The organism is Bacillus sp. FJAT-26390 (assembly GCF_001682865.1).
In the GTDB taxonomy this organism is placed as follows: Bacteria; Bacillota; Bacilli; order Paenibacillales; family Paenibacillaceae; genus Pristimantibacillus.
Genome location: NZ_MAQX01000032.1, coordinates 373,344 through 397,707, shown reverse-complemented (window position 1 = coordinate 397,707; position 24,364 = coordinate 373,344). Strand labels below are relative to the sequence as shown.

At 48.1% G+C, this 24,364-nt stretch carries 20 protein-coding genes; 15 read left to right on the top strand and 5 right to left on the bottom strand.

All coding sequences use genetic code 11. The annotated features are described in order from the left end of the window. Nucleotides 1-27: 27 nt before the first annotated feature. The 3 genes from A7975_RS22610 to A7975_RS22600 all read right to left on the bottom strand — a co-directional run bounded on the left by A7975_RS22610 (nt 28) and on the right by A7975_RS22600 (nt 3,592). Entirely contained in the window at nt 28-813 is a 786-nt protein-coding gene (locus tag A7975_RS22610; RefSeq protein ID WP_065386613.1) for a hypothetical protein, read from the bottom strand. Between the two features lie 14 nt (nt 814-827). Continuing rightward, nucleotides 828-1,823 (bottom strand): ABC transporter substrate-binding protein, encoded by a 996-nt coding sequence (locus A7975_RS22605; RefSeq protein WP_065386612.1) that lies wholly within the window; start codon nt 1,821-1,823, stop codon nt 828-830. Between the two features lie 128 nt (nt 1,824-1,951). Further along, nucleotides 1,952-3,592: an AraC family transcriptional regulator gene (locus A7975_RS22600; RefSeq protein ID WP_065386611.1), complete on the bottom strand. Its 1,641-nt coding sequence runs from the start codon at nt 3,590-3,592 to the stop codon at nt 1,952-1,954. Between the two features lie 218 nt (nt 3,593-3,810). On the opposite strand from A7975_RS22600, the gene A7975_RS22595 reads away from it, so the two are divergent. The 4 genes from A7975_RS22595 (at nt 3,811) to A7975_RS22580 (ending at nt 7,445) form a co-directional block, all read left to right on the top strand. Beyond that, the gene (locus A7975_RS22595; protein ID WP_065386610.1) at nt 3,811-4,389 is read left to right on the top strand and encodes a hypothetical protein; all 579 of its coding nucleotides are present in this window, start codon (nt 3,811-3,813) and stop codon (nt 4,387-4,389) included. 177 nt (nt 4,390-4,566) lie between these two features. Then, nucleotides 4,567-4,911: a PadR family transcriptional regulator gene (locus A7975_RS22590; protein WP_053372884.1), complete on the top strand. Its 345-nt coding sequence runs from the start codon at nt 4,567-4,569 to the stop codon at nt 4,909-4,911. Beyond that, nucleotides 4,908-5,465 (top strand): DUF1700 domain-containing protein, encoded by a 558-nt coding sequence (locus tag A7975_RS22585; protein WP_255314454.1) that lies wholly within the window; start codon nt 4,908-4,910, stop codon nt 5,463-5,465. The genes A7975_RS22590 and A7975_RS22585 overlap by 4 nt, the downstream gene beginning before the upstream one ends. Nucleotides 5,466-5,516: 51 nt before the next feature. Further along, nucleotides 5,517-7,445, top strand: coding sequence for an AraC family transcriptional regulator (locus A7975_RS22580; protein ID WP_065386609.1), 1,929 nt, complete (start codon nt 5,517-5,519; stop codon nt 7,443-7,445). Between the two features lie 271 nt (nt 7,446-7,716). Here the strand turns inward: A7975_RS22580 and A7975_RS22575 are convergent, their stop codons facing one another. Continuing rightward, a complete protein-coding gene (locus A7975_RS22575) occupies nt 7,717-8,238 on the bottom strand; it encodes a hypothetical protein (RefSeq protein ID WP_065386608.1) in 522 nt (173 codons plus the stop codon). A 23-nt stretch (nt 8,239-8,261) separates the two neighbouring features. Further along, the gene (locus A7975_RS22570; protein ID WP_065386607.1) at nt 8,262-8,786 is read right to left on the bottom strand and encodes a hypothetical protein; all 525 of its coding nucleotides are present in this window, start codon (nt 8,784-8,786) and stop codon (nt 8,262-8,264) included. A 200-nt stretch (nt 8,787-8,986) separates the two neighbouring features. Here A7975_RS22570 and A7975_RS22565 point away from each other — a divergent pair, with 200 nt between their 5' ends. From A7975_RS22565 to A7975_RS22515, 11 genes are all read left to right on the top strand, one after another. Further along, a complete protein-coding gene (locus A7975_RS22565; RefSeq protein ID WP_176707785.1) occupies nt 8,987-13,411 on the top strand; it encodes an endo-1,4-beta-xylanase in 4,425 nt (1,474 codons plus the stop codon). Between the two features lie 151 nt (nt 13,412-13,562). Beyond that, nucleotides 13,563-13,760: a DUF2188 domain-containing protein gene (locus tag A7975_RS22560; protein ID WP_231637322.1), complete on the top strand. Its 198-nt coding sequence runs from the start codon at nt 13,563-13,565 to the stop codon at nt 13,758-13,760. Nucleotides 13,761-14,183: 423 nt separating this feature from the next. Further along, the gene (locus tag A7975_RS22555) at nt 14,184-15,341 is read left to right on the top strand and encodes an ROK family transcriptional regulator (RefSeq protein ID WP_053377484.1); all 1,158 of its coding nucleotides are present in this window, start codon (nt 14,184-14,186) and stop codon (nt 15,339-15,341) included. A 27-nt stretch (nt 15,342-15,368) separates the two neighbouring features. Further along, the gene (locus A7975_RS22550; protein WP_065386605.1) at nt 15,369-16,373 is read left to right on the top strand and encodes an asparaginase; all 1,005 of its coding nucleotides are present in this window, start codon (nt 15,369-15,371) and stop codon (nt 16,371-16,373) included. An 85-nt stretch (nt 16,374-16,458) separates the two neighbouring features. Continuing rightward, nucleotides 16,459-18,072 carry a glutathione ABC transporter substrate-binding protein gene (locus tag A7975_RS22545; RefSeq protein WP_053372877.1) on the top strand — a complete coding sequence of 538 codons (1,614 nt, stop codon included), beginning with the start codon at nt 16,459-16,461 and terminating at the stop codon, nt 18,070-18,072. A gap of 118 nt (nt 18,073-18,190) precedes the next feature. Further along, nucleotides 18,191-19,114, top strand: a complete 924-nt coding sequence (locus A7975_RS22540) for an ABC transporter permease subunit (protein ID WP_053372876.1) — start codon at nt 18,191-18,193, stop codon at nt 19,112-19,114. Between the two features lie 92 nt (nt 19,115-19,206). Further along, nucleotides 19,207-20,118, top strand: coding sequence for an ABC transporter permease (locus A7975_RS22535; RefSeq protein ID WP_053372875.1), 912 nt, complete (start codon nt 19,207-19,209; stop codon nt 20,116-20,118). Between the two features lie 13 nt (nt 20,119-20,131). After that, nucleotides 20,132-21,136 carry an ABC transporter ATP-binding protein gene (locus A7975_RS22530; RefSeq protein ID WP_053372874.1) on the top strand — a complete coding sequence of 335 codons (1,005 nt, stop codon included), beginning with the start codon at nt 20,132-20,134 and terminating at the stop codon, nt 21,134-21,136. Next, a complete protein-coding gene (locus tag A7975_RS22525; RefSeq protein WP_053372873.1) occupies nt 21,133-22,125 on the top strand; it encodes an ABC transporter ATP-binding protein in 993 nt (330 codons plus the stop codon). Before A7975_RS22530 ends, A7975_RS22525 begins: the two co-directional genes overlap by 4 nt. 41 nt (nt 22,126-22,166) lie before the next feature. After that, on the top strand, nt 22,167-23,630 hold the full coding sequence (locus A7975_RS22520) for a leucyl aminopeptidase family protein (protein WP_065386604.1): 1,464 nt from the start codon (nt 22,167-22,169) through the stop codon (nt 23,628-23,630). 27 nt (nt 23,631-23,657) lie between these two features. After that, entirely contained in the window at nt 23,658-24,350 is a 693-nt protein-coding gene (locus tag A7975_RS22515) for a copper homeostasis protein CutC (protein ID WP_065386603.1), read from the top strand. The last annotated feature ends 14 nt before the right edge of the window (nt 24,351-24,364 follow it).

Genomic DNA, 24,364 nt, shown 5'->3' with positions numbered 1-24,364 from the left:
TTTTTGATTATCTTCTGAAGCTGACGTTTACTGTTGCTGTGCTCTCATCAATGCCCGATCTTTTTCTTTCAATCGCGGGCATTCGTAACAGTAGCCAAATTCGCTATCCAAACAATAAGCGAGGCAGCAGGCTGTTTTCACTAGCACTTTATGGGGAGGGTTGTTAGGGTGCCGAGTGAAGTTCAGTTTAATATCAAACGGGTTTTTGCGAAGCCCGAACGCTCGGCCCTTAACGCCATGAGTAAGCATTTTAAAATGATAAATGATGCTTGTTCTGCGAACTTCATCCGGCACTGCGGCTAGGTCTTCTTCCATTTGAGCGTACAGTGCATTAACGATCTGTCCCCATAGTGGTATGGCGTTCATCTGAGTAAGCCTGGACAAAATATGAATGAAGGGCGTTACATTATCCGTATAAAAGGTGTCGAGCGTTTTCTTGCACCAGCTATCACGGTCTATTATCGGAATGCTGCTAAAGCGCGCTTCGTTTATTTGAAAGGAAAAGAGGGGATAGTGGTCCCCGGCATATAATTGAACAGATAAATTTGATAATGACAAATCCAAGAGCTGGTCATCGCCGCTAGAGAGCATATGCTGCATCGCACCGCATACTCCCGCATACCAACTCATAAAAAAAGCTGCCGCAGCCGAGCGTTCTCTAGCTTTGATAAGCGGGCCGTAAGTGTGGATTAAGAGCCCCATATTTTCTTCTATTAATAGATCGGAAGCCGGGAGGGTGAGCACAGTGTTTTCGAGCTTGTTCAACGTAAGAGCAAATCTCTCTTCCAATTTCCGGAAATCAACCGTGCCCACTGCATGCCCTCCCATTATTGTTGTTCGTTTCCAAAAGCGTGAACGACGTCGTCAATGGCATGAATATCCGCTAGGGGAGACATGCCCAGACTAAACCATTCCTTGCCGCCCATCATGTAAACCTGCTTTTTCTTTACGGCCGTCATGTTTTTCCACAACGAGCTGCTCATCATTTCCTCGTATCTGCTCTTTACTTCTTCGCTGGACTCATCATCTAGCTGCAGAATGATATGGTCAGGATTATATTCCGGTATTTTTTCAAGTGAAATCGAAAGGCTTAGCTCGCTCTGCGGAAATTCTTTAACCGGCGTTAATCCTAACGTCTTATGAATGAATTTGCCCCGATCGATATTTTCTCCGTAAATAACGATTTCCTTCGCCATAATCATCATATACATGACGGTCTCGTCGCCAACAAGCGAATCAAGCTTCGTTTTGGCTTCGCCTTCTTTAATTTGCAAATCTTGAATGACCTTTTCAGCCTGATCTACCTTGCCAAAAACCCCGCCAATATCGCGCAATTCATCACGCCAATTGTCCCGCTGTGGAAGAAGCACGGTTGGCGCGATTTTAGAAAGCTGATCATAATCCTTATCGGACCACCATGTAGGGGCAATTATTAAATCCGGCTCGGAGGCCAGAATAGCTTCGAAATTAGGCGTTTGGGCAATTCCCATCTTCAGCGTATCCTTAAAAGGCTCCTTCAGATAGGCCGGGACATCCTGATGATAGTTTTGTACGGCAATAGGCGTAACGCCAAGCGCGTACAATAACTCCGGGTAGACGACAGAAAGTCCGATGACCCTCTTGGGATCAGCGGGGATACTGATGTCTCCTTTTAAAGTTGTAGTTACACGCTGTGTATCGGTTGCTTCTGTGTTTGTGTTACCAGCATTACCAGCTGTAGTTCCCACCTTATTTGGCTCGGTTTTATCAGCTCCACAGGCAGTACTTAACATAACTAACAATGCGATAGCGATTCCTGCAATCCAACGTCCACGCTGCTTCATTCTCTGGTGACCCTCCTGAAAATCTAATTTATCAATGACAATCTTCCATTTAAATTGATTATCATTATCATATATCAGGAGTATAGATGAATTTGCGACTTTGGAATAGTGACGATAACGACAAATTTTTATGCACGATCCCGCCAAAGCTTCAGTGCTTCATCGAGCATAAGCTCATGGATGAAAGCTGAATATTCAACCCAAGGATACGAAGGGAGGAAATCTACACGGTTGTTCCGGACGGCCTTCAGGCTGCGCCATTGCTCAGAGTTCATGAGTGTGCGCCAGCTCGCTTGAGATAGGCTATCCTCGTCCACGATGAGCAATAGACGATCCGCATCAAAATCCGCTAACTGAGCTTGGGTCAACTGCTGATCCTCCTTCAATCGATCGACGCCGCGCGGCGGGGTAAGCTGCAGGTCGTCATAAAACACGGTGCCCAAGCTCCTGCTGCCCAACGCATGGTATCGTTCTCCGGTAATTCTAAGTATGAGGAGACTGTCATTCTTGAAAGCAGGTTTCACCTGTTCGCTTACAAAGAGGGCTTTTCGATCATAAGCCTCCAGCCACGCTTCCGCAGCGGCTGTCTTGTCCAGAAACTGCGCAACTAAGCGCAAATGGATACGCCAATCGTTATCCTTCCATGGCACAAAATACGCGGGTGCGATTTCCTTGAGCATGGCCTGTTCATCCGCAGGCACAAGAGTATCGACGCCAATGATGAAATCAGGGCTAGCAAGCCGAATCTCTTCCCGTTTTATTAACACATTCGAGCTTAGCGGCAGGAGTGCGTTCATATGGTACTTTCGTTTGTAATAATCGGTCCAAGGGTGATCGGCTGGTGCGGCGGAAGGATTAACTTGAAGCGCAATCAGTTGTCCGATGTTGGAGGCATTGTAAGCAACTATTTTTTGGCTGCTGTTCTTCATAAATGCCGCTGGAGGAACGCCCGATATTTGTTTGAATTTCCGTCGAAAATAAATATCGTCATGATAACCTACATGACGCGCAATATCCCGGAGACGATTTTGCCCGCCTATCCTCATAAGCTGCTGCGCCTGCTTAATTCGAAAAATTGCCAAATAGTCGATCGCGCCGCAGCCATGCCTCTTTTTAAATAACCGCATAAAATGACGAGTGCTCATTCCAGCCACTTTGGCCAAATGATCGATTGTCAGCTCTTGCTGATAATGCTGCTCCATATAACCTTTTACGTATTCAAGCGCCGCTTCGGAATCGTTTCCTTGTGCATGAAGAGCATTTTGCAATATGGTATGCAGCATCTCTTGAAAGAGAATTTGGCCTCGAAACCGATTTAAATGATTCTCGTCCAGCAAGCATTGGCAAATGCTTTCGCACAAAGCATTAATGGAAACCGGAGATGTAACGACTAATTCCCCTTTTACCGGAAACGGACTATTCCGATTAATGATCTGCATCGTATGGACTGACGATCCGTCATCCTCCATCACATCGAATCGCATATGATAAAACCCGCGTTCATCAAAGGAATGCGCAGCTGCTTCCACGAGTTGTCCGGGCAAACAAACGTACACGCTGCCTTGTCGGAGCTCGGTGAATTTCCCGTCGATGGTCAGCCAGCCTTGACCGCTTGCTGCAACAAGAATCATGTGGGACTCCATAAATTGAAGGCGCAGCTCCCAATGATTTCGTTGGTTCTGGATATGTTCCATTTTCCGAAGCTTGAAGCTCATGCCTTCGAGTGAAGCGTATTCCGTATTTTTAATGTTTTTCTCTCTATCAGACAAGCAAGCTCACCGTCCTTATGACTAGCTAAGGAACATTTTAGCCCACAATGATTCTCGCCGCAATTGATGTCGGGCGCACACCATTGGCGCACAGCATTTTATCTATACGTGAGTTAAATGCCGTGCTATAGTCAGCTTTAATGCATACAAATATTATCCAATAACATTTCGATAGAAAACCAAAACGTTAAATGAATCCACAGCAAAGGAAGAAATAAATGGAGCTCATAGCCTTTGTTTCAGGATATAACGCCGATTCGAAAAAACTAATTTGTTTTAACTGGAATGGGAAACATAGCAGTAACTTTGAGGACTACAATCAATCGTTCAGAAGAACAATATTGAACTATATTTTTGAAATAGATCAGGCAGACATCCCAATGGAGCTGTTAAGGGATTTATTTTTAGCGGAGGCACTTTGGGCGAGAGAGGCTTGGTGCGTCTATCAGAACTTTCATGTAATCGGAGAAAAGCTGATTAGGTATGGGGGCATGCCATATATTGATGATTTTTTAGAAGGTGCTTTCACTAGCTTTGACACGTATTGCTCGAGTAGAATGATGGAATTGTTCGATTATGATTTTTCCCATTTAATTAATGAACTAAAAACACGAAAAAAGAAAGCAAAAGATTCGGAGTCTAGACAGCGTTACAAAAATGCAATTGAACTATTTAAGACTTATATGAAAGGTAATCCGAAGGAAGGCATTATTAGTCTAACGGGAAGCGTAGAAGTTAAGGACGTTAAGGAAATTAAACATAACCTATTTTTCAGGCTGTTAAATAGGTTTAAGTAAGGACATATCGACAGTTGTACACGGCAGAGCATGGAAGGGGATGACCCTTTGTGCTCTGTTTTTTGCGTTTGTCGTAGAGAGCATTGGGTTGCATAGAAAAAACTATAATTTTCAATTCGGTACCTTGAATCACACAGTACTGTGTGATAACATAAACGTAGAAGGGGCGGCGATTTAATGGATATGTCGGAATGGACGACTCAGGCACGCCGGGGAATATTGGAGTATTGCGTACTCCTGTTGATTGGCGGGAAGCCTTGCTATGGTTATGAATTGGTCACGCTGCTAAACCAATGGGAGCCGCTTGCCATAACAGAAGGAACGCTTTATCCGCTTTTGCGGCGGCTAGTTAAAGACAAACATCTGGAATCGTTCTGGCAGGAGTCTGAATCGGGACCGCCGCGCAAGTATTACAGCTTGACCACAAGCGGGCAGCAATTACTGCATACGATGTCATATGAATGGAATAAAATTGCTGGGGCCGTAAATCAAATCGAATTGTCTAGGGGTGAGGAGCATTGATAAGTCCACAAGGAAAAGCTTACTTGGATCAGTTATACAACAACCTTCGGAAATTGCCGGAAGAGGATAGGCTCGATGCTGTTCGTGAAATTGAAAGCCATATCACGGATGGCATTCGGAGCGGTGAAGCGGAAGGCGCGATTTTGGCTAAGCTTGGTGCCCCCCGGCAGCTCGCGAAAGCATACCGCAGCGAATTTATCGTGCAGATGAAACCAAGATCCATCAAAGATATTTTGGCCATGATAAGTTTTTACTGTACAACTGGATTGCTTAGTGTTTTTGTCGTGCCGATCTTAGCAACGCTTGCTTATGGCTTCGGTTTTTGCACGGTGCTTACGTTATTAGGTGGCATTATTCGTACTTTCGGTGTCACATGGATCAGCATGGACCTTGGGCCCAACTACTCTGTTCCAACTGCATGGAGCATGCTCTATGCGCTTGTCGTCGGTGGAATAATCGGCAGCATCGCATACGTTAGCTGGAAATATTTAAAAATTTACCTTGCCTATCTTTCCAGCCGTTATCACAGTATGCTGGAGACAAGAATTCGATAACGGAATGCCGTTTGCTTCCATCTTGACCTATATTCTTTACGGGGTGATTTTATGGAATGGCCAGAAACGATCAGAGTATGGAACCAAACGCCGATCAAAGTACTGGACATTCGACATTTTGTGATGAATCCGGGAGAGGTACTGCAGTCCTATCGTTTTCCTTCCAGCGCTTTTCTGTTCACTAACCAAGGAGAGGCTGGGGTGATGCTTGATGGGGTTGAGGTTTCGTCAGCTCAGTTTCAAGTACTCCACGGGGGAAAGGGCGCAAATGTTAATATTCGCTGTTTAAATCGCAGGTTGGACTATTATTTGGTCTTATACAAGCCAATTGATAGTTCAATCAGTCCATCCGCGCATAGGCGAGGGGAGCGGCATTTGCCATTTGGGAGACGGTATGCTTTTGAAGCAAAAAATCCGTTGGCTTTGCTTTCTCTTCTTGAGCGTATGCACCAGCATTGGACCTGCGGCGATGAACTGGACAAGCTTCAAGCAACAGGGCTGTTCTATCAATTTGTACATGAGCAGTTTCGTCAGCTGCAATTAGCAGAGACCGAGGACTCAGCACCAGATTTGGCAGCACAGATCGCGCAATATATGCACGAAAACTATTCCAAGACGATTTCCATGGAGACGATGGCTAGTCTCTTTCATTATAGTACGCATTATCTCTCCAGGGTATTTAAGCGCAAGTATGGATGCAGTCCGATCGAATATCTCATTCAGACTCGCATGAAACGAGCTCAATTTTTGCTGTCGGAGACGGATGCATCTATTCGCGACATTGCCGAGAGTGTAGGGTATAAGGATATTTATTATTTTAGCCGGCTTTTTAAGAAATTGACCGGGGCAACTCCAGCGCAATTTAAAATGCATAGACCTGGGCTAAAAGGTTCAATTCGTACGAATATTATGCCCGAATCGTTCATTGCTCCCCAAGCAGGAGAAGGCTATATTGTTAATAAAGATAATCATTATCAACAAGAAGCTTGGAGAGTGAATGAAATGAATATTAGTTTTAAACCTACCTTTGCAGTGGCGCTCTTGTTTAGCCTTTCTCTGCTGCTTGCTGCTTGCGGCGGTGCGGGTACGGAAACAAAGGAAGCTGCCCAAGGCAATAACCAGCCAAAGAATGAGACTGTCACTGATGTAAAAGCAGAGACAAGAACGTATAAGGATGACTTAGGGCGACAGGTGGAAATTCCGGCGCAACCAAAGAAGGCTGTCATTATTACATACGGAGGGTATTTGCTTCCACTCGGCATAAAACCGCTTGGCGTTGATCAGGCTGTACGCGATCATTATCCGGATGAAATGGCCGAAGTCGAAAGCATTGGCGAAGGGGTAGGCAACGTTGAGGCGATCTCCGCTTTGGAGCCGGACATCATCATACTGCCCGACTATTTTGATACAGAGGTTTATGCGACCTATGAGAAAATTGCCCCAACGGTAGCCGTGGCATGGGGCGGGGATCCCGATGTAATCAATACGCTGCGTACGATTGGCGATATTATGGACCGTAAGCAGGAAGCGGAAGCTTGGATTGCCAAGTTCGAGGAGAAGCTGCAGCGAATTCGCGATCAAATCGATATTCATATCGATCCAGGGGCTACCGCAATCACCTTTATTCTTTATAAGGGAGAAGTGCTTTTGGGAGGCGAAGGCGGTACGTTGGGGAAACTGATCTACAAGGATTATGGCTTCCAAATGCCGGAGCAATTCAAAAAATATGCGGATGGCGGCGGCGTTTTATCGATGGAAGAGCTCGCAAATCGGCCAGCCGACTATTTTTTCACTCAAATGACGGATGAGGAAATGGTTCATATGACGGAGCTGTTCAAGGAACCCCTCTATCAAGCTATTCCCGCTGTGAAAAACAATCGTATCATTAACGTTTCCCGTGACAAATGGAATTATGGTCCAATTCTGGCGGAGGAAGCTGTAGATGCGTTGATCGAACAGGTAGCCCTTTCGCAGAAATAAGAAGTTAGAGGTTGCTGGCGAGGCACGCAAAGTAAAAATAAAAAATGGATAACCAAAAGCTAAACTAGCAGATGGTTGTCCATTTTTTTAATGTAACTACTTCGCAGCCGTTACGCGAACCTGCTCATTTTTTTGGAGCAATAAGGAAAAAGAAAGCGGGCTTTTTTTGTCGGATTTTAATCTAGGTATCATTGGAACCATTGTGATAGGCCTCCTTTACTACTTTTATGTAACAATAGCATATGGAAGAAAGTAGGGTCAATTGTAATATTTATCGTTTTTTGCGGATAGAAGAAAGATACTTTTTTACCTCTTGGAAGCTTCCTCTATACCGGTATTCCCGTTCATGTGCGCCTTCTTGTTCGCTAACTTTAGTTGCAAATTTGGCGTACAGCCGATTAAGGTAGCTATGGCTTGCCAATACGTTGAATTCCATCCAAAGCACCTGCGGATTATCGTTTGCGATATGCTGGGCAAGGTGGTAAAAGCCATCTAGAAACAACCTGCTGCTGCGATATTTTTCGTCGACGATAACGGAGTCAACAAAAGCGATTTCCCCGTTAGGATCATGCTCGTAACCTGTCGTTACATAGCGAAAATTCACCCAGCCTATGGGCTTATTGCTAGAATCAAGGGTTAGCATAATGCTTGATTCCGGCAGTGTGTGCAAAATATTTATAAGCGCATCAGGCAGAGTAATATGATTGCGAAAATCATGCCGGTTTTTGATGAAAAACAGGGCATATCGGGCAAAATCGGCATCTGTCCTGCATATCAAGTGCTGTGCAAGCATGTAGCTAGCTACCTCCTGAGTAATTAATAATAGCGTTCATGCGGATAGGCCATGGCGAAGGCGTAGAAGCTTTTAAAATCGGCTTGATATTGTGTGTTTATTCCGTAGTCGGTGTGCGTTGCTGACATTTTCATCGCAAACCGGGCAATTATTTTCTCTAATCCGGTGCGATCCGTTGCCCAAAACCGGAGCTCCAGCGGGGGCTCTTTTAATTGCGCAAGATGTTGCGCCAGAAACTGAAGCACGTGCAAAAATAGCCGGCTCCGGCGATATTTTTCTAATAGAAACAGAACTTGAATCTGCACGATATGAATATCCTCGTAATGCTGCTCTCCCGTTCCGTGTATGTATCCGACTGCCCCAATCACATTTTGTTCATCATCTAACACTAAAATCGCTTCCCGTTCCATAAAGATAGGGCTTGAGAGATAGCTGAGAGACACGGGAAAGGAGTAACCCAGCTTCAAATGCTCGTAATTTAGCAGAAGAAACTCGATATATTTCTCTTGATAGTTAGCCGTTGCGCAGACCGAGAAATGATAGTTCATTTTGCAGTGACCATCCCTTATTTTGGTTGTATCGTGAGTATACCATTAACTGGGCGATGTGTGACCTTGTAAAACCGATTTGATAATCATCTATTGTTTTTAGAGTAAAATCTATATTTCCATAGGTATTTAATTCCTTGTCGTCTTGCTAGAATACATTTGTAAGCGTTATCATTTTATAAGATTTAAGGAGGATGGATATGCGTAGTAAGTTAAGCCTAATGTTAGCTTTTATACTTTTGTTCGGATTGTTATTGCCGCTTGGAAGGTACGGGAACACCGCGCAGGCGGCATCAGCTGCCGTGCTTCAGAACGGATATGAGGATGGCCTTGTTGGGAGCTGGAAGCCTTTTAACTGCAGCGGGGGGACAGCGCAAGCAGCGGTTTCTTCAGACCAAGCGGCAACAGGCGGCAAGTCCTTGCAGTTATCCGCTCGAAGCAGCGTAAGCTGCAGCCCGAGCATTGAGCTGAACGCTTTGCTTAAGGAAGGGCACAGCTATGATATTTCGTTTAAGGCAAGGCTGGGTGCAGGCTCCGACCAAGCGCATGTCACGATGCGGATGACGGGTCAAAGCAACAACTATGCTTGGATTATTGGCAACCAAGCGATTAACGATCAAGAGTGGACCACCTTTTCGAATACCTCGTATACAAGGCCGGCGGGCACTGCCTCGCTGACGATGTATTTGGAGACGGCAGCGTCAACTGCCGACGTCTTCATCGACGATGTGCTGATCGTTGATAATACGCCTTCGGGTGGAACGGATGAACCGGGAACGCCTCCGGTAGGGCCATCGGAATTTGGCTATAAATTTGATGGCGGCACAGCAGAAGGCTGGGGACCTAGGGGAGACGGCGTTGTTGTAGCGGTATCCGGCGAACAGAAAAGATCAGGCGAGTATAGCTTGAAAACGACAGGACGATCGAGTGATTGGCATGGGCCAACGGTAAGCGTGTTTAATAAGCTGACGAAAAACGCGAAGTACGAGGTTAGCGCTTTTGTCAAACTTGTGGATGCGCCAACATCGTCCCATTCCTTTAAAATTTCAGCGGAGCTGGACGCAAGCGGCTCCAAAAGCTGGGTGAGCGTTGCTTCGGCGGCGGTATCGACGGCAGATTGGGTAGAGCTCAAGGGTACGTTTAGCTTCAACTCGAATCTTACGGATTTAAGCTTTTATATTGAAAGCGCGAACGTAATGGATTCCTACTATATTGACGATGTGCTCGTGAAAATGACGGAGCTTCCGGTAACGATCCCGCCGGTTCAAACGGATCTTGCAAAGCTGCGGGAGGTTTACGATAGTTATTTCAAAATCGGGGCGGCCTTGGAGCCGAACCAGCTGGAAGGAAAGAGCAGAGAGCTTCTGGATCTGCACTTTAACTCCGTCGTGGCAGAGAATGCGATGAAACCAGGCTCGATTAATTCGGTAAAAGGAACCTATAACTTTGAGAGCGCGGACAGGCTTGCTAAGTTCGCCCGAGACTATAAAGTGAACATGCGCTTCCATACGCTCGTGTGGCATTCGCAAGCGGCAGACTGGATGTTCTTGGCTGATGATGGCTCAGCGTTAACGCCTAGCGCGGAGAATAAAGAGCTCGTCCTTCAGCGGCTTAAGGATTATCTAGGGGTAGTCGTACCCAGATATGCGGACATTGCGACGGATTGGGACGTTGTAAATGAGGTCATTGACGAAGGCAGACCAAATGGGATGCGCGACAGCCTATGGTATCAGCTAACGGGCGAGGACTTTATTAAAGTGGCATTTACCGAAACGCGCAGATTGCTCGATGAGATGTATGCGCAGGACCCGGTGAAATATGCAATTGCCAAAGATTCTAAGCTAATTATCAATGACTACGGGACACATAATCCGCAAAAAGCGAAGTTTCTTCTTAATCTGGTTACAAGATTAAAGGAACAAGGCGTGCCGATTGATGGCATTGGCCACCAGACTCACATTAATATTAGCGGGCCTTCCATACAGCAGATTTCGGACTCCATCAAAATGTTCGGCGAGGCTGGCTTCGATAACCAATTAACGGAGTTTGACGTTTCTGCTTATACGAATAACACGGATGCCTACCAAACTGTGCCTCAGGAGCTGCTTGCGAAGCAAGGCTACCGTTATAAAGAATTGTTCGATGAATTGAAAAGATTGGATGATATGGGCAGGACGGCTGGCAATCCAGAGGGTTGGATAAGCAATGTCACCTTTTGGGGAATTGCCGATGACCATACATGGCTTCATAATCGCCCAGTTACCCGTCAAGATGCTCCATTTGCTTTTGATAATAATTTTCAAGCCAAGCCCGCTTATTGGGGGATGGTTGACCCATCGAAGCTAACGGCGATTAAGAAAACAGCAAATGCTGTTCATGGAAGCCCGAGCCTAAGCGGCTTGAATGATCTCGTTTGGAACACAGTGCCGGTCATTCCACTGGAGAAAAGCGGCGTCTTGGAAGCTGGAATGAAGGTTTTATGGGATGAGGAGCAGTTGTACGTGAGAGTCGACGTGTCCGACAAATCAAAGCTAGCCGGTGATAAGGTTGATTTGTTCGTGAAGGAAGGCGGCCAAATAAAAGCGGTACAAATATCGCGGGGAGCAGCCGGCTCCGTGGAAACGGAGAAAGGCTATACCATCGTTGCGGCAATTCCGCTTGGCGGCAGCACGGTTGGCGGCAAGGTTTCTTTCGATATCCGCGTGACGGATTCCGGAGCGGATGACGGTACGGAGCATGGCAAAAATGGCAGCATCATCTCTTGGAGCGATCTGGGCAACAGCCAAGATACGAATAGCAATAACTATGGCGAGCTGACGCTTATTCCGGGAACGCTCATAGCCAGCGCGAATTATGGAACACCTATTCTTGATGGGGAGATGGACGCCATATGGGCTAGTGCGAATAAGCTTGCTACAGCCGTTAAAGTAGAAGGCGGCGAGGGCTCCAAGGCTGAATTTTACACGATGTGGGATGATACTCATCTTTACGTATATGCATGGGTAACGGATAAGAAGCTGTCCGCAGCCAGTCCAAATCCTTGGGAGCATGATTCCATTGAAGTATTCGTGGATCAAAATAACGGAAAAACGAGCTCTTATGAAGCAGATGACGGCCAATATCGGATTAATTACGAAAATGTCCGTACAGTTGGTGGCCATGCCTCGCATGACAACTATCATTCTGTAACCAAAAACGTATATGGATCGGATGATCTCGCTACGGGATACATTGTCGAGGCTGCCATACAGCTGGATATGATTACGCCTGGTAACGGAACCGTGATCGGATTCGACCTCCAAGTCAATAATGATGATAACGGGGCGGGCAAAAGAGACAGCGTATGGATGTGGAATGATCCGACGGGCAAGTCATATGAGAACACCTCAAGGCTAGGCGTGATTGTATTGGCAGGCAAGCCTGGCAGCGGAGCTGTTGAAAGCGGCAGCTCAGGAAATGTTTCGCCGGCTCCGTTGAAGCCCGGCGAGCTCAATGTGACTGTAGATGCGAATGGATATGCGAAAGCCTCCATTACGGATGCCGACTTGAACAAGGCGTTTGCAGAGTCCAAATCCGGTTTGCTGAAATTGCATGCGAACGGTACGGATAAGGCGAAGCAAATCTCGGTTGCGCTTTCGGCTGCTCAAGTTCAAGCTGCAAAACAAGCAGGCATCAAGACGATCGAAATTAATGCGGGACTTGCAGTCGCTCAAATGCCGGTTGCGCTGCTTGAAGGTGCTGGCAGTTCGGATAACGTTGTACTTAACATCAGTAAGGTTGCTGCGGAGACATTGTCTGATGAGGTTCGTGCGCAAGTAGGCGCGAGTTCCGTATACGACTTCAAGCTAACGATTGGCGGTAAAGCAATCAGCCAGTTTGGCGATGGTTTATCTGCAGCTCTATCGCTACCTTACACGTTGCAAAACGGCGAAAATACGAATCAAATTGTAGTTTTGTACCTTGCGGATGATGGGAAACATGAGGTTATTAAAAATGGGAATTATAACTCATTAACAGGTAGGGTTGAGTTTAAAACGACGCACTTCAGCCAATACGCTGCCGTTTCCGTTGATGTGAGGTTTAACGACGTGGCATCCATCGCTTGGGCTAATGACAGCATTCTCGGCCTTGCGGCACGCGGCATCGTTAAAGGTGTATCGGAAGATGCTTTTGCACCGAGTCGTGCGGTAACGAGAGCAGAGTTTGTTCAAATGCTGATGCAAACGCTTGATCTTGGGCAAGCAAACGCGAGCAGTTCGTTCCTGGATGCAAAGGAAGGCGCTTGGTATTACGATGCCGTTGCTTCCGCTCAGCAATTAGGTATTGTAACGGGATTGGCAGATGGCTCATTCGGAATAAATGACAAAATCAGCCGTCAGGATATGGCGGCAATGGCGTATAGAGCTATTCAGAAAATCGGCATTTCTTTAGAAGGTGTGAATGATGAAGCTGCGTTTAATGACCATGCGGCAATTGCGGATTATGCCAAAGAGGCTGTGACATCACTGCAGAAAGCAGGCATCGTAAGTGGCATGGGCAACGGAAGCTTTGCTCCAAATGATTCAGCAAGCAGAGCCCAAGCGGCGGTTATTATGTATCAGCTTTTGCAAAAGTTCATGAATTAATTGCAGCTTTATCGGTTGTATGGGGGCACTCTTACCCATGCTTCATGCTCTGCCTGTTTAATCTCGTCTGCATGAAGGGTAATAGTTGTTAGCTTGCTGCAGGCGGCTCTATGGACTAGAAGCTTGCGATTCATTCCGAGAGGAGGGCAACATGATGCCATGGACAAAAGAGGATTACCCGGAATCGCTCAAAAACTTTATGGCTCCCGTTCGCAACAAAGCGATTGAAATTGCGAATGCTTTGCTGGAGGATGGCTATGAAGAGGGTAGAGCGATAGCGATTGCAACGTCCCAGGCGAAGGAGTGGGGCGAGAACCGAGACAAGCAAATCCGCAAGAAGAACGCGTAAGCTGCGTCAAAAATCGTCTTCAATCCGTCGATTCTTACGAGTCGTCTGGAGTGAAGGCGATTTTTTGTTGCTTTTACAGGCAAATGGAGCGAATTCCAAAATGAAAGCGGTGCTATTAAATAGAAGGGAAGATAGAAAAACGTTCATTTGATGTTAGGTATGTGTGATGTGTGCGATGAAATGCAGATATATATTCCGAGTTAATCGCTTTCATTTCCGAGATAAAATAATATAACGATAAATGATGTCATTGATATTGACACCGTTGCGTTGAGCGTTTATCATTAATACCAGCAGTGGAGAAACTAAATTGATAAATCGATGAAACGACGGTTTTTAACGGTATTTAATGCGATTAATACGTCTTATCAGTGGAAAATATATGTATTTAATTCAGTGGAGAAAATAATGGGAGAGACGTCCGTGAAAAAGCATGATCAGGATTTTATGAAGAGGCAAAATCGCCTTACCGTCTTTGAGATCATTAAAAACCAACATCCCATATCCCGCGCTTCTATTGCCAAACAGACGGGAATGAGCCCGACTACAGTCAGTAGAATTGTCGGTGAATTGACGGAGCAGGGTTATCTTTTGAACTCCGATCAAGTATCGGCGGGGCTAGGCAGGAAGTCCACGCTCCTCGGCATGGTTAATGCTTCGGTGTTATCGGTTGGCGTTGATCTGGATCGCAGCTTAATGAGCATTGGTATCGTGGATTTGCAAGGTAAGCTTGTTTGCGGCAGCAAGTACCCGCGTGTGCCGGACGAGAGCCCGGAAACGACGCTTTTGCGCATAAGTGAAGCGATCGAACAATTGCTGCAAGAGCAGGAGCTTGACCGTACGCGCATCGTTGGCATCGGTATCGGGCTTCCCGGCATCGTGAACAATGAAGAGGGCATCGTCGTATTCTCCGTTCAGCTTGGCTGGAAAAATGTGAAGCTGGCCGAGAGACTGAAGGAGCTGACCGGCTTTGAAATTGCGGTTGACAATGAGCTCAAGGTGCGGGCGCTTGCCGAGCATTTGAAAGGGGCAGCGCTCGGTTCTAGACGTACCGCGCTGCTCGGCTTTGGTCATGGCGTTGGTTCCGCGATTATTCTCGAAGGCGAGATTTATCGAGGGGTTATGAATAGTGCCGGTGAAATTGGCCATACGACAGTAGATCCAAGCGGGATGATGTGCGAATGCGGCAAAGCAGGCTGCCTGCAGACCTACATCAACATTAGTTCGTTGTTATCGGAAGCCAATCGCATTCGCCCAGTAGGCACGATCGAAGAATTATTTGAAGCAAAGCGTGCGGGGGAGCACTGGGCCGTTCATCTGATCGATCGCGCGCTTATGTATATGGCCATCACGATCAACAACGTCGTATGCATGTACAATCCTGACAGCGTGATTTTAAGCGGCGAGCTGGTCGATAAGTTCCCTGATATTCACGATGAAGTCGAGAAGATCTATCTCTCGCGTTTCTTATGGGAACCGCTCCGCGATTCATTCGCATTCCATCGTTCGATGCTGAACGAGCGGGGCGTCATGATCGGATCGGGACTGTTGTCACAAAATCGTTTTTTCGCATTGGAATAACTTTATTCGAACGGGGAGGTCGCAAGGATGGGCTTTGCAACACTAGTAGAAGAATATCGCGGCGGCGTACTTGAAAATGTGCATTACGGTGCCGTTAGCGTGGTCGATGAGAAAGGCAACATCCTGTATAAGGCAGGCAATCCGGAGCATATGACGTATCTCCGCTCTGCCGCGAAGCCGTTCCAGGCGCTGCCGGTGATGAAGCGAAGAATCGATGAGGTATACGGATTGACGAGCAAGGAGGCTTCGCTTTTCACCGCTTCGCACCGGGGAGAGGCTTTCCACATCGAAGCGCTGGAATCCATGTTTCAGAAAATGGGGCTAAAGGAAGAAGGTCTTCATTGCTGCGCTACGTATCCGCTTAACGAGGATGCGAAAGCAGACCGTCACCGGGCTAACGAGCCGAAGCGCAAAATTTTCCACAACTGCTCAGGCAAGCATGCGGGATTGTTGGGCCTCAGCAAGCATATGGGCTGGGATGAACAAACCTATTACGATCCCAATCACCCTGTGCAGCAAGAGATTATGGAGATGACGGCTTACATTGCCGAGGTGCCAAAAGAGTCCATTCCGCAAGGCATTGACGGCTGCGGATTGCCGATCTTCGCGCTTCCGCTTCACAAGATTGCTTATTCCTACCTGAAGCTTGCCTGTCCCGACTTGATCGAGGATATCGATATACGAAATGCTGCTGCCGCCACCGCAAAGCTGATGAATGATAATCCCGATATGATCGCCGATACGAAGTTTGTCTGTTCGGCATTGCTGAAGGATGACAACCTGACGGCTAAAGGCGGGGCTAAAGGCGTATACGGCATTGGACTCCGCAAGGAGAGAATCGGCATCTCGCTGAAAGTATCCGACGGTTCCGAGCAGGTTTGGCCTTGCATTATCGCATCGATACTAGAGCGTATCGGCTACAGCAATCAAGATACGATTGACCGTCTGTATGCGCTTGTGTCTAATGAGATTGTGAATGACGGCGGAACGCCGGTTGGCGAACGTCGAGCTGTTTTCCAGTGGCAAGTCTGATTTAAAGGCAAGAATAATCTCCAAGTCGAGTACTACCGGTTTAGGAGCTGTTCTAATACATCATTTCTATAGGGGAGTGTAGAAGATGAAAGCAAAAGGAAAAGTAAGTTCGATGTTCATGCTGTTGCTCATCCTAGCTGTAGTTGCTGCAGGCTGCGGCAAAGCGAACAATAACGGAGGCACAGGCAACACTGGCGGCGACGCGACGAGTAAGCCGGAAGCAACGAATACGGCAACGAAGAACGATAAGGATATCGTTATTGCCATTAATGCTAACTTTATTACGCTTGACCCGCACAATGCGAGTGACACCCATTCGATCAGCGGCGGCAGAACAATGTATGAAGGCTTGATGGGCTTTGATGAAAATATGCAGCTCATTCCTGTGCTTGCTACAAGCCACGAAATAAGCGCAGACGGACTCGTGTACACGTTCCACTTGAAGGAAAATGTTAAATTCCATGATGGCACTGACTTCAACGCAGAGGCTGTTAAGGTGAATATCGCCCGTATTCAAGATGAGAAAAACAACCTAAGATTGCGCAAAAGCTTCGCTAAAGTTGCTAAAGTAGAGACTCCCGATGCGAAGACAGTAGTCATTACACTTAGCGAGCCTTATAACGCATTTCTAAATAAAGTAGCTATGGCGGGAATCATTAGCCCGAAAGCGCTCGAGGAGAGCGGGGCTGATATTGCGAAGAAGCCAGTAGGTACAGGTCCTTTCAAATTCAAAGAGTGGGTTCAAGGCGATCGTTTGGTCGTGGAGAAAAATGCTGAGTACTGGCAGCAAGGGCTGCCGAAAGTGGACAGCATCACATTCAGACCGGTACCAGAGAACGGTTCGCGAATTGCGATGTTGAAAACAGGCGAGGCTGATTTCATCTATCCGATGCCAACGGAGCAAGTGAAAGAAGTTGAAGGACAAGAAGGCATGACGATCGATACGATTGATTCGACCATCGTTCGTTATGTGACACTGAACACGATGAAGAAGCCTTACGATGATGTGAAAGTGCGTCAAGCGATAAACTATGCAATCAACAAAGAAGCTTACATTAAAGTTGTAAAATCGGGCCTTGGTGCAAAGCTTGATTCCACCATGTCTTCGAAGACACAGTACTATTCACAGCAATCGGGCTACGACTACGATTTAGACAAAGCAAAGCAGCTGCTTGCTGAAGCAGGCTACCCGGATGGTTTCGAAGCTGAAATCTGGGGCGAGAATGAATCCGAAACGATCAAAGGCATGCAATTCATTCAACAACAGCTAGCGCTTGTAGGCATTAAGCTGGAAGTGAAGTCGATGGAGGGCGGTACGCTTTCCGATCAAATCAACTCCGCTAAAACGCCTGAAGAAGCAAAAATCCAAATGTGGTATGTAAGCTGGTCCCCGTCTTCAGGTGATGCAGATGGTGCGACAAGAGGTTTGTTCAGCAGCGAGATGTTCCCGCCTGCAGGCTCCAATACGGCTTATTACAAAAATGACAATGTAGACAAATGGATCGCGGAAGCGAATAAATCAACTGATCCAGAAGAAGCAAAAGGCATTTACGCTAATATCCAAAAAACAATTTGGGAAGAAGCGCCATGGGCATTCATGGGCGTTGACCAAATTATCTCAGGCAAAAGATCATACCTCGAAGGCGTTAAAGTTTATCCGGACGGTTCCATCAATGTCCTGAATGCAGAAGTAAAGTAATAAGCTTGCATGACAAACGTTAGGCTTAGTATCACATGAAATGAACGGGGCCGCTTCTATAGATTAACGGGAAGCGGCCCTATTATATCATCTGTCGAAACTGAAGGAGGCTTATAAGTTGGGTAGATATGCTTTGCAAAGACTCCTCGGGGTTATTCCGTTGCTGTTTGTTGTATCCGTGCTTGTCTTTATGTTTATTCACTTAATTCCCGGAGATCCGGCGAGGCTTATTGCGGGCAAGGACGCTACGCTTGAAGAAATTCAAGGCATTCAGGAGCAGCTTGGCCTTAATCTTCCGCTATGGAAGCAATACATTAACTATATGGGTGATCTGCTTAGCGGCAATCTGGGCAATTCGATTCGTTCGGGCATGCCGGTTACCGATATGCTGGAGAGCAGAATAATGCCTACCTTATGGCTGACATTCCTCAGTATGGCGTGGGCGCTTGTTATCGGTCTTCTGATTGGCGTTGTATCTGCGGTATACCGCAACAAATGGCCGGATTACGCAGGTACATTGACAGCCATTTCGGGTATGTCCATTCCCGGGTTCTGGCTTGGGCTCGTTCTTATTCAAATTTTCTCGGTAGAGCTTGGTTGGTTTCCAACGGGCGGCGTTGATTCTTGGAAATCTTATATTTTACCTTCCATTACCCTTGGGGCCGGTATTATGTCTATGCTAGCCAGGTATTCGCGATCCTCGATGCTGGAGACGATGCGAGAGGATTATATCCGTACGGGCCGTGCCAAAGGCTTGCGTGAGTCCGTCGTTATCGGCAGACATGCGCTTCGGAATTCACTTATTCAGGTTGTAACTGTAGCAGGTCTTCAATTCGGTTTTCTGCTTGGCGGTTCGGTTATGGTCGAGACGGTGTTCAGTATTCCGGGACTCGGCAGGTTGCTGGTTGATTCTATTCTTTTCCGTGATTATACGGTCATTCAAGCCTTGCTGCTGCTTTTCGCCACGCAATTTATTCTAATCAACTTAATTGTAGATTTGCTGTATGGCGTACTCAATCCAAAAATTAGGTATTCATCGTAGTTTGAACGATGAAGACATGTAAGGATACGTTTGGTTATTCATGCGACAGATGATGTTGCTTACAGTGTTTATTTAGCGTTAGGAGGAATATCATGAGCAACAATTCGGCGGTAATGGGAAGCGGCTCACCGTTATCGGATGAGGTGCAGGCCCCGGCTAAAACGAAGGGGCGATTTGGAGAGTTTATTCGCAAGTTTTGCAAACAACGGATGGCTGTCGTGGCTGCCTGCTTTATTATATTGCTATTTATCGTCGGCATCTTTGGGCCGTTCCTGGCGCCTTACAATCCTGATGAACCTAACTATGATGCCTTGATGACGGGACCTTCCGCTGCTCACTGGGCGGGTACGGATGAATATGGACGCGACATTTTGAGCCGGCTCATCGATGGAACGCGGTTGACGTTAGCCGTCAGCCTTAGTGCCGTAACGATTGCGGCGGTGCTCGGTACCATCCTTGGCCTGCTAAGCGGATTTTTCGGCGGTTGGTGGGACCGGATTATTATGCGGGGCAGCGACGTTTTGTTCTCATTCCCTGATCTGCTGCTTGCTATTGGTATCGTCGCTATTCTCGGCCCTGGATTATCGAACGTCGTAATCGCGGTTGCCGTATTCGGCACGCCTTCGTTTGCTCGAATTATTCGAAGCGTGACGTTGTCCGCGAAGGAGACGTTGTTCGTTGAGGCTGCTCGCTCGATGGGAGCGAAAAATAACCGGATTATTTGGCGGCATATTTTTCCCGAAACGATTTCCAGCATTATCGTAAATGTATCGATGAAAATCGGCGGCGCTATTTTGGCGGCCGCATCACTCAGCTTCCTCGGAATGGGCGCAAAGACAACGGAGCCCGATTGGGGCGCCATGTTAAGTATGGGGCGCGATTATTTGAGTATTGCACCGCATATCGTTTATTTTCCGGGCATAGCTATCTTTTTGACTGTGCTTGCTTTTAACCTGGTCGGGGACGGACTGCGCGATGCTCTTGATCCCAAGATGAAAAACTAAGGAGGGACAAGACATGACTCAACATTTGCTGGAAGTACAAGGGTTGAAAACGGAGTTCAAACGGGGCGGCGGCAGCATAACGGCGGTCGCAGGCGTTGATTTTCATATAAAGAAAGGCGAAGTGCTTGGTCTTGTCGGCGAATCCGGCTGTGGGAAAAGCGTAACTTCCTTGTCGATTATGCGCCTGCTTAAGGACACGCCGGGCAAAATCGCCGGAGGGGCTGTCCGTTTCGAAGGAACGGATTTAACGGGCCTTTCAGAGAAGGACATGCGCCGTATTCGGGGAAACGAGATGGCGATGATTTTCCAAGAGCCGATGACATCGCTTAATCCTGTGCTGCGGATCGGCTTGCAGCTGGCAGAACCGATTATGCTGCATTTGGGCTACAATCGCAAGAAGGCACGCGAGCATGCGATTCATATGCTGAAGCTGGTTGGCATTCCTCGCGCGGAGGAGCTGGTAGATGACTATCCGCATCAGCTGTCAGGCGGAATGAGGCAGCGGGTGATGATTGCCATGGCTATGTCCTGCAATCCGAAGCTGCTTATCGCAGATGAACCGACGACGGCGCTCGATGTGACGATACAAGCGCAAATTCTTGATCTAATGAAACGGCTGAAGGAAGAACAGGATATGGGCATGCTGCTCATAACGCATGATCTCGGCGTTGTAGCTGAGCTATGCGACCGGGTTGTCGTTATGTACGCGGGCCGCGTGGTGGAGGAAGCTTCCGTCCATGAGCTGTTCGCAAATCCCCAGCACCCTTATACGAAGGGCTTGATCCAATCGGTTCCGAAGCTGAGGCAAAATGTACGCCGCCTTGATTCCATTAAAGGCAATGTTCCCGACCTTTCGCAAATGCCGCAAGGCTGTAAGTTCGCGCCGCGCTGCTCCTTCGTCATGGAGAGCTGCAAGGTGAGTGAACCGGAATTACTTCCGGTAGAGGGGCTTGCGGATCGCAAGAGCCGCTGCCTGCTTACGCAGCAGGAGAATACGGAAGGAGTGGGACGCGCATGAAAGAGACGCCGTTAATTGAAGTAAAAGGTTTGAAGAAGTCTTTTGCGGTAAAAAAGGGCTTTCTCGGAACGACTAAATATTTGCGGGCGGTTGATGGCATTTCATTCGCTATACGCAAAGGCGAAACGTTCAGCCTCGTTGGCGAGAGCGGCTGCGGCAAGTCGACTACAGGCAGGCTGGTGACACGGTTGCTTACGCCAAACGATGGCGAAGTGTGGTTTAAGGGCCAGAACATCAGCCATATTTCCGACAACCAAATGCGTCCGCTTCGCAAGGATATGCAGATGGTATTCCAAGATCCTTACGCTTCGCTTAACCCGCGGATGAAGGTGAAAGATTTGGTCGCCGAGCCGTTGCTTATTCATACGAAGCTCTCACCCAAGGAGCGGGATAAGCTGGCTAACGAACTGCTTGAAACGGTTGGGCTTAGCAGCTTTCATGCGGAGCGTTACGCGCATGAATTCAGCGGCGGGCAGCGGCAGCGGATCGGCATTGCCCGGGCGTTGTCCGTTCGTCCGAGCTTAATTGTGGCGGATGAGCCGGTGTCGGCGCTGGACGTGTCCATTCAGTCCCAAGTGCTGAATTTGCTTCAGGATTTGCAAGAGGAGTATGGGCTGACGTATTTGTTCATCTCGCATGACCTTAGCGTTGTTGAGCATATCAGCGACCGCATTGGCGTTATGTATTTAGGTTCGCTGGTGGAGACGGCGGATAAGGACACGCTGTATGACAAGCCTCTGCATCCTTATACGCAAGCGCTGCTCTCTTCGGTTCCTGTGCCGGATCCAAGCCTTAAGAAGGAGCGCATTATTTTGAAGGGGGATCTTCCAAGCCCCGTTGATCCGCCATCCGGCTGTCGGTTTCATACGAGATGTCCTTCCTGCATGGAAATCTGCAAGCAGCATGTGCCGGTATTCCGGGAGGTTGAGCCCGGCCATGAGGTTGCATGCCATTTATTCGATGAAGAGATGTTGAAATTAGAGCGTTAATTGAACTTGTGTATACACTTTAAGGCAAAGAAGGGACAGCGATGAATATTGTAATCGATTCCGCCGATTCGGCGGATATTCTCGTCTATCTGGCTTTTGAAGAGGAGGCTTTTCCGCTCAAGCTGGGGGAAGCGCATAAACGGAGCGGCAGTGCGACATGGTTGTACAGCCGAACGGAAGAAGAGCTTGACGTGCTTGCAGTAGGAATGGGCAAGCGGCGTGATTTGACGCTGGAGAAGATCCGCCGGGCAGGCGGGTATGCGGCCCGTATGGCGCAGCGTGAAGGGAAAAGCCGTGCTTTGCTTGTCCGTATAGCCAATGAAGAAGGCAGTGCGGCCGATGGCGATAGGGAAGTGGCTGCCGCCGATTGGCTGCAAGCGTGGGCAGAAGGCTGGCTGCTCGGTTTATACCGTTTCCAAACCTACAGGGAAGCGACGAGAATTAACGATTCTGTTGATTTATTGCTTTCTTCGTCAGATTGGGCGGAGCTGAAAGCGGTAGAAATGGACGCTGTGCTTGTTAATGCGCGAATCCGTGCAGATGGCGCCATGCTTGCTCGGGACCGGGTGAATGAATCGCCGGATACACTGAATCCAGATACATTTGCAAAGTGGATGGAAGGGTATTTCGACCGCGATGATAGCCCGGTAAAGGTTCGTGTTTACCGCGGACAGGAGCTTGTTGACCTTCAAATGAACGGTCTCCTGGCGGTAGGCGCAGGAAGCAAGCATGCGCCGGCGCTTGTTGAAATCCGCTATGAAGGAAATCCGAGGCTGCCGATGCTGGCTTTGGTCGGCAAGGGCGTTACGTTCGATATGGGCGGCATGAACGTGAAGACGGCCAGCGATATTAGCGATGCCCGCATGGATATGGGCGGTGCCGCTGCTGTCGTTGGCGCGATGGACATCTTGCTCCGCAAGAAGGCTAATGTGAATGTGACCGCACTAATACCGGTCGTTGACAACGTGCCGGACGCGGAGGCGATCTTGCCATCGTCGGTTGTTCGCTTCCCGAACGGGTTGACTGTGCAAGTGGCTAATACCGATGGCGAAGGCAGGCTCATTCTCGCGGATGCACTCATTCATGCTGCGAATATCGGTGCAGCGGAAGCGATTGATATTGCAACGTTGACTGGGAATGTCGGGGCTGCGCTAGGTCTTGGCATCGCCGGCATTTGGGGCGATGCGGACATGACGCAAAGCCTCGTCGAGATTGGCGAGCGCAACGGGGAGAGGCTCTGGCCGATGCCGCTTATGGATGAATACGAAGCGGATCTCAAGAGCCATTACGCTGATCTTCGTAATGTCAGCACCTCTCCGTTTGCAGGTGCCATTACGGCGGCGCTCTTTATTCGCCGCTTCGTAGCTGAATCCATGAAATGGATTCATATCGATATGGCGGGTACGGTTCAATACAAGCAAGACATGAGTTACTCGGAAGCGGGAGCGACCGGATACGGGGCGCGGCTTCTTGCCGATTATGCGATGAAGAAGGAACAGCAATAAAAGAATGGATAGAGAGGGGGCTTCGTTATGATTTTGGAAGTCATCGCGACGTGTATTGATGATGCGCTAACCGCAGAAGCGAATGGCGCTGACCGCCTCGAGCTGATTACCGCAATTACAGAAGGCGGCTTGACGCCGGGAATCGGATTAATTCAGCAGGTTGCAAAAGCGGTGAGCATACCTGTTTTTGTTATGGTTCGTCCGCATAGCCGCACATTTGTCTATTCGGAAAACGACCTTTTAACGATGGCGGCGGAGACGAGAGCTATTGCAGAAAGTGGTGCGGCAGGCATTGTTGTTGGAGCGCTAACGCCGGAAGGACGCATCGATGAGCGGGCGCTGGAAACCTTGCTGCCATTAACGAATGGGCTGCAAGTAACATTCCACCGCGCGTTTGACGAGTTGGAAGACCAAATTGCCGGTTTGCGTACGCTGAGCCATTACCCGCAAATTAAACGGGTGCTCACCTCTGCTGGACCGGGTCCAGCGATCGATGCTGTTCCGGCCATGCGCAGTCTTGTCGAGGCATCGCAAAGCGGGTCTTTAAAAATATTAGCTGGAAGCGGTTTGAAACCGCAAGGCATCAAAACGTTTATCGAGCAGACCGGAGTGACGGAAGTGCATTTTGGCTCAGCTGTCCGCTGCGGCAATGACTCTCTGTCTCCAATTGATCCAGTGGTCTTGCGGGCGCTTGCTGACAGTCTGCACGGCGTCGACTGATACTAGAAAGTGAA

Coding starts and splice junctions, on each gene's coding strand:
- A7975_RS22605 (WP_065386612.1), bottom strand. CDS start 1,823: ATGAAGCAGCGTGGACGTTGGATTGCAGGAATCGCTATCGCATTGTTA.
- A7975_RS22595 (WP_065386610.1), top strand. CDS start 3,811: ATGGAGCTCATAGCCTTTGTTTCAGGATATAACGCCGATTCGAAAAAA.
- A7975_RS22590 (WP_053372884.1), top strand. CDS start 4,567: ATGGATATGTCGGAATGGACGACTCAGGCACGCCGGGGAATATTGGAG.
- A7975_RS22580 (WP_065386609.1), top strand. CDS start 5,517: ATGGAATGGCCAGAAACGATCAGAGTATGGAACCAAACGCCGATCAAA.
- A7975_RS22575 (WP_065386608.1), bottom strand. CDS start 8,238: ATGCTTGCACAGCACTTGATATGCAGGACAGATGCCGATTTTGCCCGA.
- A7975_RS22570 (WP_065386607.1), bottom strand. CDS start 8,786: ATGAACTATCATTTCTCGGTCTGCGCAACGGCTAACTATCAAGAGAAA.
- A7975_RS22565 (WP_176707785.1), top strand. CDS start 8,987: ATGCGTAGTAAGTTAAGCCTAATGTTAGCTTTTATACTTTTGTTCGGA.
- A7975_RS22560 (WP_231637322.1), top strand. CDS start 13,563: ATGATGCCATGGACAAAAGAGGATTACCCGGAATCGCTCAAAAACTTT.
- A7975_RS22550 (WP_065386605.1), top strand. CDS start 15,369: ATGGGCTTTGCAACACTAGTAGAAGAATATCGCGGCGGCGTACTTGAA.
- A7975_RS22545 (WP_053372877.1), top strand. CDS start 16,459: ATGAAAGCAAAAGGAAAAGTAAGTTCGATGTTCATGCTGTTGCTCATC.
- A7975_RS22535 (WP_053372875.1), top strand. CDS start 19,207: ATGAGCAACAATTCGGCGGTAATGGGAAGCGGCTCACCGTTATCGGAT.
- A7975_RS22530 (WP_053372874.1), top strand. CDS start 20,132: ATGACTCAACATTTGCTGGAAGTACAAGGGTTGAAAACGGAGTTCAAA.
- A7975_RS22525 (WP_053372873.1), top strand. CDS start 21,133: ATGAAAGAGACGCCGTTAATTGAAGTAAAAGGTTTGAAGAAGTCTTTT.
- A7975_RS22520 (WP_065386604.1), top strand. CDS start 22,167: ATGAATATTGTAATCGATTCCGCCGATTCGGCGGATATTCTCGTCTAT.
- A7975_RS22515 (WP_065386603.1), top strand. CDS start 23,658: ATGATTTTGGAAGTCATCGCGACGTGTATTGATGATGCGCTAACCGCA.